We start from the raw sequence: 17,339 nt of genomic DNA on the forward strand, positions 1-17,339 counted from the left end.
GACCTTTCATTACCAATCGGCATACCATCTAATTAAGATGCTTATTACCAGCCTGTTACATATATAACTTCATGTGAAATTTTCTCATATCGAGAAAACGTGTGCAATTTTAAGAGATCGGGTGCTCTTTAAGGAGCCTGTAGATGGTAGACTGGCCAATATCCAACCGATCAGCAACCTGCTTGATATCATCGTTGTATCTTTTGAGATAGAGTCTGATGATTTTGAGTTGATAGTCTTTCATGGTCAGCTCTTCTGACAACACCTCAGGCATCAGGTCTCGTTGGGAAAAAGTAATATCCTCTGGCGTTATCTCTTGCTCATCAGCCATCACTACTGCCAACTCTATGATAGATTTTAGCTCACGGATATTGCCTGGGTATGAATAGCTCAGCAGCTTGTGCATGGCATCTTTTGTTAGTTTTTTAGCTGGTTGATCATTTTCGTGAGCGAATGCTTCTGTAAAATACTTAGCCAGCAACACTACATCTTTGTCTCTACTACGCAAAGGTGGCAACTCCAGTGGCAAGCCCAACAACCTATAATATAAATCCTCCCGAAAACGCCCAGCTTTCATCTCTTCTAGCAGGTCTCTATGCGTAGCGACTATGATACGGCAGTCTACTTTTACTACGCCAGTGCCTCCTACTCTCGTAATTTCCTTTTCTTGCAAAGCCCGAAGCAGCTTGGCCTGCAAAGCCACATCCATTTCACCTATCTCATCGAGAAAGAGCGTACCGCCATGCGCCTGCTCAAATTTGCCCAAGTGCTTTTCGGTAGCACCTGTAAAAGCACCCTTTTCATGCCCAAACAATTCGCTTTCAGCCAATTCCTTTGGAATGGCACTCATGTTTACGGGTACAAACGGCTTCTTCTTCAACTTGCTATTGTAGTGAATCGCCTTGGCGACTACTTCCTTGCCCGTGCCCGTTTCGCCAGAGATCATCACACTGATATTGGTGGTAGTCGCTTTTTCGATGAGCCTAAAAACTTTCTTAATCCCATCACTTTGACCAATGATAGTAGATGGATAATCGTACTTCTTTTCCACCTCTTCTTGGAGCGTTTCTACTTTTTGAGTGAGCTTTCTGTGCTTGCCCAACTGATTCAAAACATGTACCAGTCTATCCCGTATATCGTCGGTTTTGGTGAGGTAATCATACGCACCCTTTTTCAACAAATCTACCGCTGTCTCTATATCCTGCTGCTCCGAAATGACTACCACTTCAATAGCAGGGTCATAAGATTTGATCTTATCAAACAAATCAGAGCCTAAATAGTCTGGCAAACGAAAATCTAAGGTAATCAGATCAGGCTGCTGCGATAAGTCGGCCAGCATAGAAGCACCATCCTTATAAGTATGAACCGTGTGATCTGGATTGAGGCTAAGTGTATGTGACAACAGTTTGCTATACCACTCATCGTCTTCTACCACAAAAATTTTAAATGCTTCCTTTTTCATTTAGATTCTCTTTGTTCCAAATATACCTGTAGAGCAGCAGTAAGTGCCAATACTTGCTGTTTGATTTCTTCTATTTGATCCTCTCCGATTGCCATTCCCTTTCGGGTAATGATTTCATTTTCTTTTAATAGAACTACCAGCTCATCTGCTTTAAAATGTCTGACAGGCGCAACAATCCGATGCAACACATCTGCCACCTCCATCCACTTCCCACTTTCTTTGGCTATAGCCAAAGCACTTAAGTTCTCTTGCGCACTAGCAATGAATAATCCCACCATCTCAATCACAAATGCATCATCTCCCATTTTGCTCAAGCCTTCGAGACTATACACTGGCGGAGACATCTCCGCAGGCTTTTCAATATCAGCAGTCAGTTCCGCAATCAATGACAGCAACTCTTCCGCATCAAAAGGTTTATGAATGACGTGACAAATCCCTGCTTCTTTGGCTTTTTTCAACTCCTTTTCGGATACGGTAGCCGTCAGGCCTATGATAGGTATTTGTGCATTCAAACCATCACCTGCTCTTACTTTTTTTGCCAATTCGATACCATCCAAATTGGGCATTCTAAAATCTAAAAGCAAAAGGTCAAAAGGTTTTTCCCTCAATAGTTGATCTGCTACCACACCATCGGACGCTTCACTCACCTTTGCTCCTAGTTCGCCTAAAGTCTCCTGCAAAAGTCGGCGATTGAATGGTTCATCATCTGCAAGGAGTAGGTGCAAACCAGGTCTGCGCATGTGCATCTGATGATCCTCCTGAACGGGCCATTCACTAGCCTCCTCATACGGTAGCTCCACCCTAAAAGTAGACCCTTCCCCAAGTGTACTTTCCAATCGGAGCAACCCCTGATGCATAGCTACCAGCCTCTGGGTTATAGACAATCCCAATCCAGCCCCCTTTTCCTGATCGGATCCATTGGCCTGTTCGTATGCTTCGAAGATCCTCTTTTGCTTATCAGGGGCGATTCCTATACCCGTATCTTTTACCGACAGGTTTAATTTAACCTTCCCTTCATCCAACACTTGACTAACGAACACCTCTACCTTGCCCCGCTCCGTAAACTTGATGCTATTGTAAATCAAATTCAATAAAATTTGTTTCAAACGATAGGGATCCCCCCACACGCCCGATAGTTTCTCTTCATATTTACCTTGTAGCCAAAGCCCCTTCTCCTCTGCTTTTGGTCGAAGCAGTAGGATCGTCTGGCTCACTACCTCAACGGGATCAAAAGCGATGCGCTGCAAGACTATTTTGCCTGATTGCAACTTAGCCATGTCCAGCACATCGTCCAGCAAATGCACCAAATGATCTGACGACTGTGCTATAATCTGAAGTTTTTCTCGTTGTTCTTCCTGCAATGGAGACTTCAAGAGCAAGCGAGAAAATCCCATAATGGCATTCATGGGTGTCCTGATTTCATGGCTCATATTAGCCAAAAAGGCTTCCTTTTCACGAGCCAAGCGAAGTGCGTTTTTTCGCGAAGACGACAATACTCGCTGATAATTTTTGGTGCGTGATACATAGATGATCAGTACCAGCAAGGTGAGTAACAAACTAGCCGGTGCTATAATGCTAAAAATAGTAATGTATCTATTGGTATACTTGGCGCGGTTTTGCGCTCTGGCGGCCACATGCCTGATACGGTCGATCTGCATAGCGTTCATCTCAGCTATCAATTCATTGATTTTCAGATCGATGGTCTGATGGTCTCGGTGCAAAGTAAATTCACGTATCTTCTGGTCGTATATCTTTTTCTCTGCTCTCCTCACTATCGAATCCAACAGCTCATTGGTCTGATCTGGCTTTTCGGGAGCAGGTGATATTTCGGGCTCTTTTTTCCCAAACACTTTTTCTAAAAAAGAACGTTTTCGCTGAATAACAGTATCGACAGGTGGACTCGATGACTGACTTAGATTCAGTCGCTCTTGTACTCCTGCAAAGGTTTCTTGAAGACCTTGATGATCCAGTTTGGAAACTTGCGTCAATATGGTGACTTTATCGAGAATTAAGCTTTCGAGTGAATCTGTATAAACCACAAAGCTCGTATCTGCATTTCTTTGTTTCAATTGCGAAAGAGAAGTTAAAGCCTTGCCTACTCGCTCATCGAATTCGCGGATATAAACAGAATCTTCACTCAATACATAGGCACGAATGGCATTCTCCAAATCTTCAAGCGCCAGCTTCATGTCACTGAGTAGAATCAAATCTACATTAGGCTTCACCTCATCCTCTAGCGTGCCAATGATTTGATTTAGACTTTTGTAAGTGAAATAGCCCACAATAGCCACTCCTACTGTGAGTACCAAAAGTGCTCCGCTCAATAAGTATGGAAATAAAGTTTTTTTCAATGCAAGAAGCTGTAGATGACCAATTTGCCCATAGATACGAAAAAAGGGCTAAAAAGCCCTTTTTATATTCTAATTTTTTATCGCAAAAATCCTATTCAACCACCTCTACCACACATCTAAATCCTGTATGATTGAAACCTGAGTCTTTGGTAGAGCTCATTCGACGAGACACGCGATAGCCGCTACAATAATCGTCGTTGCACAGAAAAGAACCACCCCTGATCACATGCTTGGGCGAATATGGATCTCTTGGGTCATTATATTTCCCAGACCCTGAAGGATCCATCACTGTTCCTTGTTGCGCATCATTCTGGTAGGCGTTTACATCATATTTATCTACACACCATTCCCACACATTACCTGCCATATCGTAGAGCCCAAAACCATTAGGGCTAAATGACTTTACGGGAGCTGTCCCCTCAAATCCGTCGAGGACATAGTTTTGATAAGGGAACTTTCCTTGCCAAAAATTAGCCTTATCTATCGCTGTCTCTACAGACTCATTGCCCCAAGGATACTTGGCTTTGGTATCACCACCCATCGATGCCCACTCCCACTCTGCCTCTGTAGGCAATCGCTTACCCGCCCAAGTGGCGTATGCCTGCGCGTCGTCCCATGCAATGTGTACCACAGGGTGATCCATACGATCCTTTATATTGCTGCCTGGTCCTTCTGGCTGTCGCCAATTAGCACCCACCATCCACTCCCACCACTGAGAGTAATCCTCTAGTGACACAGGACTGTCGGTTTGCTTAAACACCATCGAGCCCGCTCTCAGCACTGAATCGGCTGGCTTGGGTGTATTAGGCGGTAGCTGTTTGAGCATTTCATCCCAATCAATGTCACGTTCTGCAATAGTGATATAGTTTGTTGCTTTTACAAAAGCTTCAAATTGGGCGTTGGTTACTTCTGTTTCATCCATATAAAAAGAAGAAACGGATACCTCATGGCGAGGAAATTCGTCTTCACTCGCTTGATCTGACTTGCCTCCCATAGTAAAATACCCAGCAGGTATCAACACCATTCCTGAGCGATCTGCATTCTTTTTCACAATCTCTTGTTGCTCTTCTGTCGGTGGAGTTTGGGTCGTTTCTTTTGCTTTATTGGTGCAGGCGGCTATTGTGACTAGTGCCCATAGTATATATATAGTTTGTCTCATGCGTAATCTTAATGAAGGAATGATGTGTCTTTTCACTGACGCAAACATAACAAGTTGCGTTTAGATCTCAGGGCACTTTTTTATCTAAAGGAAGATAATTCGTATTTATGAAAGGCTGCTCATATTGGTCTTCAAACCAATATGAGAAAACAAGCTTTTGCTTTTCATTTGATTTTGTGATGATAAAATAAGTGTAGACCACCATTCCTTTCAAAAAAGGACAAAAAATTAGCCAGATCAACGTTTTGATCTGGCTAAAGAATAATGAAGCAAATTTGTTAGTTAGGCAACCTTCTTTACTTAAAAGGGATAATAAAAAGGTTAGGTTGGTTACTCCTTCATCAATAAACGAGTTGCCTTGTCTATTAATACCTCAAAAGTACGACGAGCTATTTTGGATTGAAATAGGTACAGATACTGCAATTCAAAGTAGGTACTACTACCTAGTAGAAATATTCCGATAGAATTTGCTAAATTTCGCGCCGCTTAGTATGAGCATCCTATGATTAACAAAAGAAATTCCTTCTTAGCCCTCGCTCTCGCAGTGATACTCCTTGGTCTTCTGGCAAATCAGCTGCCCAATCTCCGATTCGATTACGAGTTAGAAAATTTCTTTCCTACACAAGACCCCGATCTCATCTATTATCAAGAGTTTACAGAGACATTTGGGCACGACAATGATTACTTACTCATAGGCTTTGAAGCCCAGCCTTCACTTTTTGACATTGATTTTCTTGGTCATATAGATGAAGGACTAAAGGCAGTAGGCAACTTGGCGGCCTCTCAACGAGTAATCTCTCCTACCTCTTTGAGGTTTGGTATTAAAACCCCTATGGGGCAAATACCTATTCCTTTATTACATCTTGAAGACCGTTCAAAACTCCTAAATGACAGCGTAAAACTCTACAAACATCCGCTGTTTCGGGAGATGTTTATAGCCAAATCTGGCAAAAGCATGAAAGCCATTGTCCTACATAAACGATTTGCTAGTAAAGAAAAAGCAGATGAATATGTAGATGAGATCAGAGGTGTTTTTGAAAAGCAAAACCTACCCGTAAGAATAGCAGGAAAGGCCGTAGCTCAAACGGCGTTCGTCAATGCCGTAAAAGATGACTTTTCCAAATTCATAATCATAGCATTGGTTTTGATTTTTCTCATGCTCCTATTCTTCATGAGAAACCTCCTTCTTATCACGATGTCCTTGCTAATTGCAGGTTTGTCTGTGGTAGCCACTATTGGGTTTATGGCACTGACTGGCAAAGATATAGACGTACTCTCATCACTCATCCCTACTATATTACTCGTCGTGTCTATGTCGGATATTATACATTTATATGCACACATACAGCAAGAATACAACGAGTCCAAAAACCTAAAAGCATCCATCAACCAAGCGGTCCGAAAAGTGGGAATTGCTACACTTCTTACCTCTTTCACTACAGCTATCGGCTTTCTTACACTCGTTACTATCCAAGTAAAACCAATCATTGACCTGGGGTTATATGCTGCAGCAGGGATCGCTTTTGCATTCATCATCACCTACTTGCTTTTTCCTACACTGGCATGCCTGACCCAGCCCACTATCTCCCAGCCATCTTCAGGCTTTATGCAAAACTGCCTAAAGAGCATCTACAAAATGGTGTCGACACGAGGCAAAAGTATTGGACTGGCTGCTATGCTTGTTTTAGTTGTGAGCCTGATTGGGCTCAAGCAAGTGGAGGTAGATGCATACTTAGTGAACGACCTTCCGAAACATGACCCCGTTAAAACTGATTTCATTTTTTTTGACGAAGAATTTTCTGGTTCCAAGCCATTCACTTTGAGCCTCTGGATCAAGGACGACACGAAACCCATCTATAGTCAGGAGGTAATTACCCAAATGGAGAAAATCGAGCACCTGATACGAAAACATACAGGCGCTGGCGACTTGATCTCTCCAGTATCCTTTGTGAAGTTTGCCAACCAAAGCCTACATCAGGCTGCTCCAGAGTCGTATCAACTACCAGAGTCTTCCAGAGATTGGCAAAAAGTCTTTCAACAGATAAGAAAGACCCACCCAGAAAGAAAATCCACCAAAGTGAGCACCGAAGCGCTGGCACAAATCACTGGGTATTTTCAGGACTTAGGCTCGAAAGACGCCACCATCAAATACGAAAAACTCATCCACGCATTAGACGAGCAAGTAGATCACCAGATCTTGGGCTATCGCCTTACAGGCACGACTTTGCTTATTGACAAAAGTCATGAATTGCTTTCGATGAATCTGATCAAAGGACTGTTGTTGGCGATGCTTATCGTAGGACTCATCGCTGGAGTCATGTTTCGATCTTGGCGCATGGTGCTCATCACCCTCCTACCCAATCTATTTCCTATTCTGGTCGTGGCCGCAATTATGGGTTATTTTTCCATTCCTCTCAACTTGAGTACTTCGGTCATTTTTGCTATTTCTTTTGGCATCGTGGTAGACGATACGCTACACTTTTTGAGCCAATTCAAACAAGAATACCAACCTGGCATACAGATAGAACAAGCTATCGAAAGATCCATATTAGCCACTGGCCGACCGATCCTAATTACAACTATATTACTCACTTCGGGGTTCATCGTTTTTTGCTTCTCTAATTTCAGTGCCACCTTTTTTATGGGGCTGTTTGTGAGCATCTCGTTTGTAACGGCTCTACTGACAGACCTATACCTTCTACCTGTATTGCTGATCTGGTTTTTACCTAAAAAAACCAAAGACCTATGAAGATTAAATGGCTTGGGTTAGTTTTGATATTGGCCTGTAGTGCACAGCAAGACAAATCGAAAACAAAAATCAACGGTTTGTGTCTAGTAGCTCCTCCTTACGAAATAAGTGCTACTGACTATACACCTATCCTACAAGTACATGCCAACTGGGTAGCTGTAATCCCTTATGCCTTTTGTAGCCCCGATCAGCCAAAAGTCCAATTCAACTCCCCTAGACAATGGATTGGAGAAACGACTGCTGGTATCACACAGGCCATCTCACTGGCTCACGACGCTGGGCTACAAGTCATGCTCAAACCTCACCTGTGGGTGAAAGGCCAAGGCTGGGCTGGCGATCTAGACTTTGAGACAGAAGAACAAGTAGCCATTTGGATGGAAAGCTATACAGCCTATTTGCTCCACTTTGTGCAAGTGGCTACCGACCAACAGGTCGAAATGATATCCATAGGTACAGAAATTCGACAGTTAGCAAACAAGTATCCTAACTACTGGAAAGATCTTATCGTCCAAGTCAGATCCATTTATCCTGGTGTGATCACTTACTCGGCCAATTGGGACAATTATCAGCATATCAAATTTTGGAAAGATTTAGATTACATCGGGATAGATGCTTATTTCCCGTCTTCCAAATCCAAAACACCAACCACATCAGAATGGATCGAAGCCAATCAAAACACCAAAGAGCAGCTAAAACAATTAGCAAAATCGTATGACAAGCAAGTGCTATTTACAGAGTTTGGTTTCGAAAGTATAGACTACTGTGCTCGTGGACATTGGGAACCTAACAAAAAGGATAAAGAAATAAACGAACAAGGACAAGCCAATGCTTATGAAGGACTACTTCATAGCTACTGGACAGAAGATTGGTTGGCAGGTGGTTTTGCATGGAAATGGCACTACAAACATGCCGAAGCTGGTGGAGCTAATCATTCAGCATTTACACCTCAAAACAAAATGGCAGAAAAAATACTCAGAAACGAGTATTTCAAACACTCCCGCCACTAACTAAATTGCCTGCGATATAACAGGATGTTTACTGTAGATTTTTCTCATTTGCTTATTGTTTTATATGCAAATTGTACAATATTGCATCTGTTATTTATCGACTTGGAGCTTTCTCAATAACTCCATATTAATCTTTAAACTTAAAATATAAATTATGAAAACTAAATTACTCGCACTAGCCCTAGTAAGTCTATTTGCAATCAATGGTGCTATGGCACAAGAACAAGGTGAAATCAGAGCAGGATTAGGCCTTGTACTAGGTACAAAAGCAGGAGTAAGTGACACTGGCGAATCAAAAATCGGATTTGGTCTATCTCCATCTGTAGAATATCTAATCACAGACGTAATTAGTGGTAATGCATCATACGATTTTTACTTCAAATCTTCTGTTGGTGGTGTTGATTACAAACTAAGCTATTTAAATATCGAAGGTAAATACTACTTCATGACTGATGATCTGCAGGTTTATGGACTAGCAGGAATCGGAGTTGGTTTTGCGAAAGCAGAAGCTAATGGAGTTTCTGCATCTACCTCAGAAACTGGTCTAAACATTGGTGGAGGTGTGTGCTTGCCACTTACTGACGTATTAGGATTCAACGGTGAGTTGAAATACCAAACTGCAGGTGACGGCCAATTGGCTATCAAAGCAGGTGTATTCTACACTTTCGGTAACTAAGACGTACCAAAAAAACATAAAAAAGTCCCGCTTCGATATGGAGCGGGACTTTTTTATGCCTTAGGTTTTAAGGTCTGTATCAATAGACTAATCAAAAGGACTCCCGTACACCCTATCACATTGAACCAGAGATAGCCAATATCTGTGGAGAGAAACAAACCAATCACTAATAGCTGAGAAACTATCGCTGCCCAAAACACGGCCGTGCCTTGCACAAATTTCACAAAGAAAGCCACGAGAAATATCCCTAGGATATTGCCATAAAATAACGATCCGAGAATGTTGACCATCTCGATCAGGTTTTCTGACTGATGCGCCATAAAGGCAAAACCAATCGCCAGTATCCCCCATCCCGCCGTCATCAGTTTGGACACTAGCATATATCTGTTTTCGGAGGCATCTGGATTGATCAGGTTTTTATAAAAATCGATCACCGTAGTAGACGCCAATGCATTCAGCTCACCAGAAGTGGAAGACATGGCTGCTGAAAAAATCACAGCAATCAGTAGCCCAATGATGCCTTGAGGTAAATAGTTAAGAATAAAAGTAAGGAATACGTAATCCGAATCTTTGATCTTCATGGCCGCATCGGTAGAAGCGATCAGCTCTTTCATTTCCGTTCGTGAGTCATTTACCCGTTCGGCTGTCTGTTGAAGTTTTTGCTTGGCTTGTACCTGCGCTTCGATAGACCCACCAGTCAATGCTTCTGCATAATTTAGTGCTGATTCCTTTCGCTGTTGCACCCAAAAGTCATGATCTGTAGTGATCCGATCAATATTTTCAATTCCTACTTGTTGCTCTACAGAGGTTATGTTTTGAGCATTGAAATGAACTGGCGGCTGATAGAATATATAAAACACATACAATAAAGCACCAGTAAGCAGGATGAAAAATTGCATAGGAATTTTCAATATGGCATTAAACATCAACCCCATGCGGCTCTCCACGGTATTCTTACCCCCAAGATAGCGCTGTACTTGCGACTGATCTGTCCCAAAATACGACAGTGCCAAAAACAATCCTCCTAAAATACCCGACCATACTGTGTACCTTTTTTCAAAATCAAAAGAGAAATCAACGGCATTGAGCTTGTCCAAACTGCCAGCAATGTGCAGTGCCTCGGGAAAAGTAACAAAGTCCGATAGGTAATGCACAATATAGCCAAACGCAATAGCCATTCCGATAAGGATCACCGTCATCTGATGTTTTTGAGTGAGACTCACTGCCTTGGTACCGCCACTCACCGTGTAGATGATCACCAGCACGCCCACCAGCAAGATGGTCCAAGTGAGGCTCCATCCTAGTATAGTAGACAGGATAATGGCTGGTGCATATATCGTAATACCAGCAGCCAAACCACGCTGTACCAAAAACAAAAAAGCACCAAGCAAACGAGTTTTTTTGTCAAATCGTTTTTCGAGATATTCGTAGGCCGTATATACCTTTAGTTTGTAATAGATAGGGATAAACACAAAAGCCACTATAATCAATGCTATAGGCAATCCAAAATAGTTCTGAACAAAAGCCATCCCACTCTCATAGCCTTGGCCTGGTGTAGAAATAAAAGTGATGGCACTCGCTTGTGTGGCCATCACAGACAACCCAATCGTGCCCCATTTCATACTGTTGCCACCACGCAGATAGTTGTCAATCGTGTTTGTACCGTAGGTTTTGTATACGCCATAGCCCACAATGAGCCCCAAAGTACCAAATAACACCAATAGATCTAATATGCTCATCGGAAGGAAACGCTAAACCAATACAACAAAAGAATAACTGCGGCCAGATTGGCCAATACAAACCAGTACATGGCTTTCCAAGTTTTAAAAAAAGGTGGTTTATCCAATGAATCCAAATTTGAAATTTTTTAAAGGTAAATCAATCTTATTTGCCAATTGAGATCATATTGGTAAAGATACGATAGGCTCCTGGTACGCCTGCAGGCAATTCTCTAAACCAAGAATATCCACTATAGATATAGTACCCTTTTCCATATTTAGCCACTAGCAATCCTCCATTTCTAGGATCTTCTCCTGGGTCGTTGGACGAAAGTATGGCCTCATATTGCTCATCCCATTCGTTAGGGAAATAAAGCCCGCGCTCCTGCACCCAGTCTTCAAAATCAGCCTCCGTTATTGTGTTTGGTGTATTCATCACTGGGTGATCGGGTTTCAATATTCTAACCTCAGCTTCTTCTACCGTTACTCTATCTCTCGACAACTGCAGTGGATAAGGCCCTAGGTCTTTAGTCACCAACTGGTGTGCGGTGTTGTACTGCACGATCATAGTACCGCCGTTTTTTACATATTCCATCAATTCTTCTTGATAAAACTTCAAACGATCGTTGGTATTGTAGGCTCTGATCCCTAGGATTACTGCATCATACATCTGTAGCTTTTCAGCCGTGATGTCTCCATTAGACAGCTCTGTTACCTCATAGCCTATTTGCGCCAAGCTAGCTGGGATTTCATCTCCTGAACCCACGATATAACCCACGTTTGTTCCTCTTTTTTCTAGCTCCACCTTCACTACTTTAGCTGACGACACAGGAAACAAAGCTTGCTTTGGGATGTGGTCATATTCGATTCTCACCAAGCTATTGTTGTATGTTTTGTCCTCGATTTTGGCGACAGCCTGTATCTCCCCACTGTGAGCAACAGGAGGAGGAAATAGCTCAAAGCTAAATACTGCCTCGGCACCTTTGTCAGACAAATCAAAGGAGTAACTCTCAGGTTTGACCTTCCAACCTTCTGGCAAATTCAGCGACAAATCTCCTTGAATCTCTGCCTGTCCGGCCAATACTTTCACCTCTATAGATTTCGAATCGCCATTACCAAATACATATACCTTCTCGGAAATATTGAGAAAAACAGGCGGTGTCACTTCCAAAGGTCTATATGTCTCACCTGCCACAGGATCATTTTCTTTGTAAATCACTGGCAACTCATATTCGATAGCCGTACCGTTGATTTCGATCGTAGCCCTCCACGAAAGTGCAGGAGCATTCTCTGGCGTACCGATCAACTTTGGGTCTATCACTTCATACATGCCCAAAGTCCCTGGAGCTTTGAGCCAATACGGGTCAGAATAGCTGGTTTGAGTATCTAGCACGTAGTTCATATCCGAGTTGAATGGACGATTGTTGAATAGCTTTTGATTGACATGAAAAGCTGATCTATCTCCTAGCCTTATCGACACCAATTTCATATCCACATCAGAACGATTGATAGCCTCCATGCTAAGGGTTAGCGAATCGCCTGGCGTATAAGAATACTGATCTGCCTTCACTTCCATATACAATCCCGTACACGCTTTGATCAGTGCTTTAACTTCTTCTTGTTTTACTTTTTTCCAATAGGGGTCTTTCACTTTGTCCAATGCGTTGTATGCCAAAACCAAGTCATTCACAATAATCCACGGCTGAGCAGGATCATAGTACATGAGTGCATTGTCTACATGATAGCCTACTTTGCCTCCACCCTTCACTCGGTTCCAACTAGTATCAAATCCGGCAAACATATCCGTGGCTCGCTCCCCTGCCGTATGCTCAAAGTATTCGATCTGTGTCCCTCTGGTACCAGTAGACCCAAAACCCTGGCTCTTGTGCATGCTTCTACTCAGGGAGGCGATTTCAGGATAAGACTTGCCTAGCAGTGGGTTGTAGGTACCCAAGTCTAAGGTAATCATGGCAGCGGTGTCCATTTCTATCCCTGCACGTTGGTAAAAAAACGGATGGGTATTGAAAAGTATTCTTTTGGGTTGCCACACGCCATATTCAGCAGCCGACGTTGGGAAATATTTTTTATCGGCCGCCATTTCGAAGGCCTCCTTGGCCAAAATAGCTGAAGCGGTATGATGACCATGCCCCCCCATACCATTACCTGGAAAGCGAGTGATCACCACATCAGGCTTGTGTTTTCTAAAGACTCTTACAAAGTCTGCCAGCACTTCCTCTCTATTCCATATTTCAAATGTCTCTTCCGCATTTTTAGAATAGCCAAAGTCATTGGCTCGGCTAAAATACTGCTGTCCGCCATCCGTACGGCGAGCAGCCAGCAGCTCTTGTGTTCGGATCAGGCCGAGCAATTCTCGAATTTCCGAACCAATCAAATTTTGTCCGCCGTCGCCTCTAGTTGCAGACAGGTAGGCGGTATTGAATTTTTTCTCATTCGCCATATAGGCGATTACTTTGGTGTTTTCATCATCAGGATGGGCGGCCACATACAGCACGGAACCAAGTACATTGAGCTTTTCGAGCATCAATTGAATATCTGCGGCATTTGGTTTTTTAGGTTGCTGGGCTTGTATGGGTAATGAAATGGATAAAGTAAAAAGGAATGATAACAATCGCAGTAGTCGCATATTTAAATTTTAATTTTCAAACAATATTAATCGGCTCGTCATTAAGAAAAAAACAATAATGGCTAAACGGTAATATTCCTTTGGAGTTATGCTTTATCCTAAATGAAAAAAGGTCTACCCAATTGGGTAGACCTCATACCTGTTTTTCAATCTCTTGGTTTTGAGATTAATCTTTTTTCGGCGGTCTTATTCTCTTTCCCCGAGGTTCTACTTTGACTTCTCTCGACTCGCCATCTTGCGTGATCGTAACCCATTGATCACAAGTTCCATCACCAAAGTCAATCGTTTTTTCGATCTTAGATTCAATATTCACTGTGAGTATACCAGACACATGCGGCAAAAAACCACCTTCTCTACACTCCATTTTAGATACCAAAGGTGTCGTTTCTTCGATCATGGTTTCATACGTTATTCCCAGCCTGTTGGTACCACTAGCCGTGCCAAATCGAGCCACTTGGGTTTTCAATCCGTCCTCATCGAAAGTGGCAATCACTGTCCGTGATGAAGACCTAGTAAGGATAAATCCATCAGGCATGGTTATTTTTCCATTGGTCAGAGTTGCTTCATATTTCTTTTCGGTACCCGTACCCGACAGATAAATCAGTACACGCACACCTTCTACTTGAATTGTATCTACTGAAAACCCTTCAAAAGTCACCGTTCGTTTAAATCCTGCCTCATTTCTTTCTCCCTCATGGGCAATAAGTATTTTACCTTTGCGTACTCGCCCATCAATACCTACACAACCCTCTTCTCCAAAGTCAACAGTTCTAATTGAGGTTGCTTCATCATTCGTTACGGTCACGCAGTCATTGAATTTCTTCCATCTTTCTCCCAAAGATCTCCCTTCCTTTTCATCAAAATAAGTAGTAGCAAAATCTGCAGCATCATCTATCTCTTCCACAAGGTCGGAAGTATTAATTTCCAAATTCACATCTGCGATAGCCAAGTCCTCCCCTACTAATTCATCCGTAGATTCGTCAATATCCGTCGTACAAGCATGCAAGATCAATGCAGAAGTAGTTAGTAAAATCCCAAATAGTCTTTTCATAGTTTTAGTATTTACTGATTGTTTTTATTAATGTTTTCTTGGGTCTTTGACGCTTCCATTAGGTCAAAGTTTAATCTCCAATGAAAAAGTTTTTAACCAGTTTATATTACTTTGGTAAAATCAGTGATCTCTACACCTGCTATAACGACAAGCCTAGCCTCATCCCTACCCTAAGTGTAGCACAAATTAAATTGCGAAAATCTCAACAAATTCTCAATTATTTATAATAATCCCAATAATTCAATTCAAGAGTTACGAATCTACATTGTCTTATACTCATTCGGTGATATTTTGAATCAAATGCATATCTTTGCCAGCCTTAATAATCACATTTATTAATCATCTGAAGTTTCGAGAATGACTACGACTTCAGAGCACTAAAAACACACTAAGAAATGAAATTCAAATCAGGGGTTCTCACTGGAGACGAAGTAAGCGAATTATTGAAGTATGCGAATGAGAATCAATTCGCGCTACCAGCAGCAAACGTAATAGGTAGCAGCTCTATCAATGCAGTGCTAGAAACTGCAAAAGAATTGAACTCACCAGTTATGGTGCAGTTTTCTAATGGAGGTGCGGCATTCAATGCTGGCAAAGGCCTGTCTAACGATGGACAAAAAGCAGCTATAGCTGGTGCTGTAGCTGGTGCACACCATGTACACATGATGGCTGAGGTTTACGGTGTAACCGTAATCTTAAACACAGACCACTGTGCTAAGAAATTGTTGCCATGGATCGACGGTATGTTGGACGCTGGTGAGGAGTTTTTCGCGAGAACGGGCAAATCGCTATTCTCTTCTCACATGATCGACCTATCTGAAGAACCTATCGAAGAAAACATTGAGACATGTAAGAAATACCTAGAGCGTATGTCTAAAATGGGCATGACACTCGAAATCGAATTGGGTATCACTGGAGGAGAAGAAGATGGTGTAGACAACTCTGACGTAGATGAGTCTAGACTATATACACAGCCTGAAGAAGTAGCATATGCTTACGAAGAGTTGGGTAAAATCAGTGACAAATTTACTATTGCTGCTGCATTTGGTAATGTACACGGCGTGTACAAGCCAGGCAATGTGAAGTTGACACCGAAAATCTTGAAAAACTCTCAGGACTACATCCAAGAAAAATACGGCACAGGTCACAACCCTGTAAACTTCGTATTCCACGGTGGATCTGGGTCTACAAGAGAGGAAATCAGAGAAGCCATTTCTTACGGAGCTATCAAAATGAACATCGATACAGACTTGCAGTGGGCATACTGGGACGGTGTGAAAAATTACTACCAAAAGAACGAAGGCTATCTACAAGGTCAGATCGGCAACCCAGAAGGTGACGACAGTCCTAACAAGAAATTCTACGATCCAAGAGTATGGACTAGAGAGGCTGAAAAATCGTTCGTGGCTCGTTTGAAAGATGCTTTCGAAGATTTGAACAACATCAATAGAAACGCTTAAGTCAAACTTAGACTTTGCAATAGATCTAAAAAGAACCGTCTGTTAGGCGGTTCTTTTTTTGTTTCATCTAAATCTTATTTCTTAAATCAATTCATTTTGAACCCTGCACATTTAATCACATTTTTGTTGGCACGTTAAACAAACATTTCAAACCCAAATGCAATCGAAATGAAGAATATTTCAGTCATCGGATCAGGCACCATGGGCAATGGTATCGCCCATGTATTTGCCCAAACAGGATATACGGTCAACCTCATAGACCTCTCCCAAGAAGCGCTTGACAAAGCCATGAGTACCATCAGTAAAAACCTCGACAGACTGATCAACAAAGAAAAAATAACCGAAGCCGACAAAACCTCCACACTCGACCGCATCACCACACACACAGATCTTGCCACGGGCGTAAAAGAAGCAGACCTAGTAGTAGAAGCAGCCACCGAAAACATGGTCATCAAGCTGGATCTATTCAAGCAAATAGATACGCTCACCAAGCCTAATTGTATATTGGCATCGAATACCTCGTCGATTTCCATCACCAAAATAGGGTCTGCTACAAACAGAAAAGACAAAGTAATAGGCATGCACTTTATGAACCCAGTGCCTGTCATGAAACTAGTAGAAGTAATCAGAGGCTATAGCACCAGTGATACAACTACGGCTATCATCATGGAGCTTTCAAAAAAACTATCCAAAGTCCCTGTAGAGGTCAACGACTACCCTGGCTTCGTAGCCAACAGAATACTGATGCCAATGATCAACGAGGCTATCTACACCCTCTACGAAGGCGTGGCTGGTGTCGAAGAAATAGACACCGTAATGAAACTCGGCATGGCACACCCAATGGGACCTTTGCAATTGGCCGATTTTATCGGTTTAGATATCTGCCTGTCTATCATGCGTGTACTACACGATGGCTTTGGCAACCCAAAGTATGCACCCTGCCCCCTATTGGTCAATATGGTAGAAGCTGGCGTACTCGGTTCCAAATCTGGCGAAGGATTTTATCAATATACACCAGGATCTAAAGATCTGGTAGTTTCCACTCAATTTCAAAAATAAGTA

Annotated in this window: 11 protein-coding genes; 5 read left to right on the forward strand and 6 right to left on the reverse strand. The window is 42.4% G+C overall.

Going from position 1 to position 17,339, the window contains the following annotated elements:
* Nucleotides 1-109: 109 nt before the first annotated feature.
* The 3 genes from N7E81_RS18100 to N7E81_RS18110 all read right to left on the reverse strand — a co-directional run bounded on the left by N7E81_RS18100 (nucleotide 110) and on the right by N7E81_RS18110 (nucleotide 4,972).
* The gene (locus N7E81_RS18100; protein ID WP_263051011.1) at nucleotides 110-1,462 is read right to left on the reverse strand and encodes a sigma-54-dependent transcriptional regulator; all 1,353 of its coding nucleotides are present in this window, start codon (nucleotides 1,460-1,462) and stop codon (nucleotides 110-112) included.
* Complete coding sequence (locus N7E81_RS18105) at nucleotides 1,459-3,813, reverse strand: hybrid sensor histidine kinase/response regulator (protein WP_263051012.1); 2,355 nt, start codon at nucleotides 3,811-3,813, stop codon at nucleotides 1,459-1,461. The genes N7E81_RS18100 and N7E81_RS18105 overlap by 4 nt, the downstream gene beginning before the upstream one ends.
* A 91-nt stretch (nucleotides 3,814-3,904) precedes the next feature.
* Nucleotides 3,905-4,972: a formylglycine-generating enzyme family protein gene (locus N7E81_RS18110; RefSeq protein WP_263051013.1), complete on the reverse strand. Its 1,068-nt coding sequence runs from the start codon at nucleotides 4,970-4,972 to the stop codon at nucleotides 3,905-3,907.
* A gap of 502 nt (nucleotides 4,973-5,474) precedes the next feature.
* Between N7E81_RS18110 and N7E81_RS18115 the strand changes: the two genes are divergently transcribed.
* The 3 genes from N7E81_RS18115 to N7E81_RS18125 all read left to right on the forward strand — a co-directional run bounded on the left by N7E81_RS18115 (nucleotide 5,475) and on the right by N7E81_RS18125 (nucleotide 9,404).
* Nucleotides 5,475-7,721, forward strand: coding sequence for an efflux RND transporter permease subunit (locus tag N7E81_RS18115; protein WP_263051014.1), 2,247 nt, complete (start codon nucleotides 5,475-5,477; stop codon nucleotides 7,719-7,721).
* Entirely contained in the window at nucleotides 7,718-8,728 is a 1,011-nt protein-coding gene (locus N7E81_RS18120; RefSeq protein ID WP_263051015.1) for a glycoside hydrolase family 113, read from the forward strand. The genes N7E81_RS18115 and N7E81_RS18120 overlap by 4 nt, the downstream gene beginning before the upstream one ends.
* A 154-nt stretch (nucleotides 8,729-8,882) precedes the next feature.
* Complete coding sequence (locus tag N7E81_RS18125) at nucleotides 8,883-9,404, forward strand: porin family protein (protein WP_263051016.1); 522 nt, start codon at nucleotides 8,883-8,885, stop codon at nucleotides 9,402-9,404.
* A gap of 53 nt (nucleotides 9,405-9,457) precedes the next feature.
* Here the strand turns inward: N7E81_RS18125 and N7E81_RS18130 are convergent, their stop codons facing one another.
* The 3 genes from N7E81_RS18130 to N7E81_RS18140 all read right to left on the reverse strand — a co-directional run bounded on the left by N7E81_RS18130 (nucleotide 9,458) and on the right by N7E81_RS18140 (nucleotide 14,817).
* Complete coding sequence (locus tag N7E81_RS18130; protein WP_263051017.1) at nucleotides 9,458-11,143, reverse strand: sodium:solute symporter; 1,686 nt, start codon at nucleotides 11,141-11,143, stop codon at nucleotides 9,458-9,460.
* A 145-nt stretch (nucleotides 11,144-11,288) separates the two neighbouring features.
* The gene (locus tag N7E81_RS18135) at nucleotides 11,289-13,766 is read right to left on the reverse strand and encodes a PIG-L family deacetylase (protein WP_263051018.1); all 2,478 of its coding nucleotides are present in this window, start codon (nucleotides 13,764-13,766) and stop codon (nucleotides 11,289-11,291) included.
* Nucleotides 13,767-13,932: 166 nt separating this feature from the next.
* Nucleotides 13,933-14,817, reverse strand: a complete 885-nt coding sequence (locus N7E81_RS18140; RefSeq protein WP_263051019.1) for a hypothetical protein — start codon at nucleotides 14,815-14,817, stop codon at nucleotides 13,933-13,935.
* Between the two features lie 395 nt (nucleotides 14,818-15,212).
* Between N7E81_RS18140 and fbaA the strand changes: the two genes are divergently transcribed.
* Nucleotides 15,213-16,277, forward strand: coding sequence for a class II fructose-bisphosphate aldolase (fbaA, locus tag N7E81_RS18145; protein ID WP_263051020.1), 1,065 nt, complete (start codon nucleotides 15,213-15,215; stop codon nucleotides 16,275-16,277).
* A gap of 168 nt (nucleotides 16,278-16,445) precedes the next feature.
* Complete coding sequence (locus tag N7E81_RS18150; protein WP_263051021.1) at nucleotides 16,446-17,336, forward strand: 3-hydroxybutyryl-CoA dehydrogenase; 891 nt, start codon at nucleotides 16,446-16,448, stop codon at nucleotides 17,334-17,336.
* Nucleotides 17,337-17,339: the final 3 nt, after the last annotated feature.

It is taken from the genome of Reichenbachiella carrageenanivorans (assembly GCF_025639805.1).
In the GTDB taxonomy this organism is placed as follows: Bacteria; Bacteroidota; Bacteroidia; order Cytophagales; family Cyclobacteriaceae; genus Reichenbachiella; species Reichenbachiella carrageenanivorans.

Bases quoted from the DNA above. Each gene is read 5' to 3' on its own strand.
- N7E81_RS18130 (WP_263051017.1), bottom strand. From the start codon at position 11,143: ATGAGCATATTAGATCTATTGGTGTTATTTGGTACTTTGGGGCTCATT.
- N7E81_RS18140 (WP_263051019.1), bottom strand. From the start codon at position 14,817: ATGAAAAGACTATTTGGGATTTTACTAACTACTTCTGCATTGATCTTG.
- N7E81_RS18135 (WP_263051018.1), bottom strand. From the start codon at position 13,766: ATGCGACTACTGCGATTGTTATCATTCCTTTTTACTTTATCCATTTCA.
- N7E81_RS18150 (WP_263051021.1), top strand. From the start codon at position 16,446: ATGAAGAATATTTCAGTCATCGGATCAGGCACCATGGGCAATGGTATC.
- N7E81_RS18115 (WP_263051014.1), top strand. From the start codon at position 5,475: ATGATTAACAAAAGAAATTCCTTCTTAGCCCTCGCTCTCGCAGTGATA.
- N7E81_RS18125 (WP_263051016.1), top strand. From the start codon at position 8,883: ATGAAAACTAAATTACTCGCACTAGCCCTAGTAAGTCTATTTGCAATC.
- fbaA (WP_263051020.1), top strand. From the start codon at position 15,213: ATGAAATTCAAATCAGGGGTTCTCACTGGAGACGAAGTAAGCGAATTA.
- N7E81_RS18100 (WP_263051011.1), bottom strand. From the start codon at position 1,462: ATGAAAAAGGAAGCATTTAAAATTTTTGTGGTAGAAGACGATGAGTGG.
- N7E81_RS18120 (WP_263051015.1), top strand. From the start codon at position 7,718: ATGAAGATTAAATGGCTTGGGTTAGTTTTGATATTGGCCTGTAGTGCA.
- N7E81_RS18110 (WP_263051013.1), bottom strand. From the start codon at position 4,972: ATGAGACAAACTATATATATACTATGGGCACTAGTCACAATAGCCGCC.